Source organism: Mycoplasma anseris ATCC 49234, from assembly GCF_000702805.1.
GTDB lineage: Bacteria > Bacillota_I > Bacilli_A > Mycoplasmatales > Metamycoplasmataceae > Metamycoplasma > Metamycoplasma anseris.
The window spans coordinates 1-2,609 of the sequence record NZ_JNJX01000020.1 but is presented as its reverse complement, the minus strand read 5'-3'; the positions used below and the strand labels follow the sequence as shown (position 1 = coordinate 2,609).

Genomic DNA, 2,609 nt, shown 5'->3' with positions numbered 1-2,609 from the left:
CCCCCGCCATGAAAATCTAATGATTCACCATTAAAATATTTTGCAATAAAACAACTACATTCAGTATGTCAACCAGGCCTTCCTAATCCAAAAGGACTATCATATTTAACGCCGACTTGGGTTTCTTTTCACAAAGCAAAATCACGGGGATTATTTTTGCCTAGTTCATTATCATCTGAAACAAGATTTTCAATTTTTTGCCCACTAATTGTGCCATATATTTCTTTAAATTTGGAAGTATCAAAAAATACGTTTGTGCCAACTTGATAAGCAGCTTTATTTTCAATTAATTTTTGAATATAACTATATAAATCATTTAATGAATCTGTTACTCTAACTGCTTTAGTTGGTAATTCTAAATTAAATTGTTTAAAAAGTGATCAATAATATTCTTCATACAATGAAGATATTTCTTTTTCAGTTTTATTTTCTTCAATCGCTCGCTTGATAATTTTGTCATCGATATCAGTAATGTTGTGTAAATAAAATATTTCTTCTCCTAAAAATTTTTGTGCTCTAATCATTAAATCAAAAGTCACGGTTGGTCTTATATTACCAATGTGTGGATAATTATAAACTGTTGGTCCGCATAAATAATATTTCTTCATAATTTAAATATTATATATTAACATTTATAATATAATTGAAATTATGAATACAACAAAAGATATAATTGTTTCTTCACTAGAAGAAGCACTAAAAAAATTAGATATTAGCAAACCAGTGGTATTGAAAGAATCAAAAAATTATGGCGATTATTCAACTAATTTACCTTTAACTTTACAAAAAGAAATGGGTAAAAAAGCAATGGATATTGCTTCTGAAATTGTAAAAAATATTGATTTAAAAAAATATACTGAAATTGCTGAAATTCAAGTTGCTGAACCAGGTTTCATCAACTTTTGAGTTTCTAACTCTGTTCTAGCTGATACCATAAACTCAATCAACCAATTAGGTGAAGAATATGGTGATGTAAAAGAAGAAAAAGGAGCAGTTAATATTGAGTATGTCTCAGCTAACCCAACAGGGTATTTACATATAGGTCATGCAAGAAATGCTGCTGTTGGTGCAACATTGTGCAATGTTATGAAGAAAGCTGGACACCGAGTGGTTAGTGAATATATAATTAATGACCATGGAAATCAAATGAATAACTTGGCAAATTCTTTATTTGCTAGATACCAACAAATCTTTGATAAAGATTTTCCAATGCCACAAGATTCATATCGTGGTGGTGATATCATCGATTTTGCCCAAGCATTTTATAACGATTATAAAGATCAATATAAAGGGGTCGAGTACACTGACGAAATAAAAGCCTTCTTTAGAGAATATGGACGTAATATTGCATTAGAAAATATTAAAAAAGATTTGAAAAATTTTGGAATTGAAATTGAAATTTATTCATCTGAAGAAGAAATGTATCAAAAAAATTTAATTCTACCTAGAGTTAATAGATTAAAAACTATTTATAAAAAAGATGGTGCAACTTGATTAGAAACTACTAAAGGTGGAAGAGATGATAAAGATAGAGTTGTTTTAAAATCAGATGGATCAACAACTTATTTCTGTACTGATATTGCTTATCATCCAATTAAATTTGATCGTTTAAATGATCAAAATGGAAAAATTATTGATATTTGGGGTGCAGATCATAGTGGTTATGTAGAACGTGTTAAATTTGCATTTGAAGACCAAGGGTATAGAAGAGATCAAATTGAAATGGTATTATTTCAATTGTTAAGAATTGTTAAAGATGGTGTTGAAATTAAAATGTCAAAACGTTTAGGAACTTCTTTTACTATGAGAGAACTACTTGATTTAGTTGGCAAAGACCCAGTTAGATATTTCTTAATTGATAGATCTTATAATTCTAAAATTGATTTTGATGTAAAAAAAGTAACTGAAGCCAATGAAACAAACCCTATGTATATTATTAAGTATGCACATGCGCGTTGTGCACAACTATTAGATAAGGCAAACATCAAAGATCCAAAAGCAACTAAATTTGATGATGAATATTCTTTAAAATTAATTAATGATTTAAAGGAATATCCAGATTTAATTAAAACTATGGCAAAAAATTATAAAGTTAATTTATTACCTCCTTATTTATTAAAATTAGCAGGTTCATTTAATTCATTTTATTCAAATACCAAAGTTTTAGGTAATGAAAACGAAGAAAGCTATGTAGCTTTAGTTAAAGCTACAAAAATTGTATTAGCCAGCGGTATGAGGTTGATGGATTTAGACATTCCTGATAAAATGTAATAACAATTTTAAATATAAGAAATAAAGTTGTCTGCTTTGTTTCTTATATTTTTAATTTCACTTTAAAAATGTAAAAAAATTTAATGAATAATTAAAAAACATTGAAAATTCAATAAGATTTTAATTCAAGTTATTTGACTTTAAAACTAGATTTATAAAAAAGTTTTAATTAAATCTGTTATAAAGCAATTAAAGTACAAAACTAAAACCTTTTTTATTGCCAATATAAACAATTTTTCAATTTAGTTTTTGCACAAAAAACAATTTTTTTGTATTTTAATTCTAAAAAAACATGTTATTAACAATATTTTTTTGCTTTTTCAAAAAAAAAAAAAAAA

General features: G+C 26.4%; 2 protein-coding genes. One reads left to right on the top strand and one right to left on the bottom strand.

Annotation, left to right across the window (positions count from 1 at the left end; genetic code table 4):
- A partial coding sequence (locus T401_RS0103280; protein ID WP_033179062.1) for a class I tRNA ligase family protein occupies positions 1–608 on the bottom strand: 608 nt, incomplete at its 3' end.
- 43 nt (positions 609–651) lie between these two features.
- On the opposite strand from T401_RS0103280, the gene argS reads away from it, so the two are divergent.
- The gene (gene argS / locus T401_RS0103275; protein ID WP_033179061.1) at positions 652–2,271 is read left to right on the top strand and encodes an arginine--tRNA ligase; all 1,620 of its coding nucleotides are present in this window, start codon (positions 652–654) and stop codon (positions 2,269–2,271) included.
- The last annotated feature ends 338 nt before the right edge of the window (positions 2,272–2,609 follow it).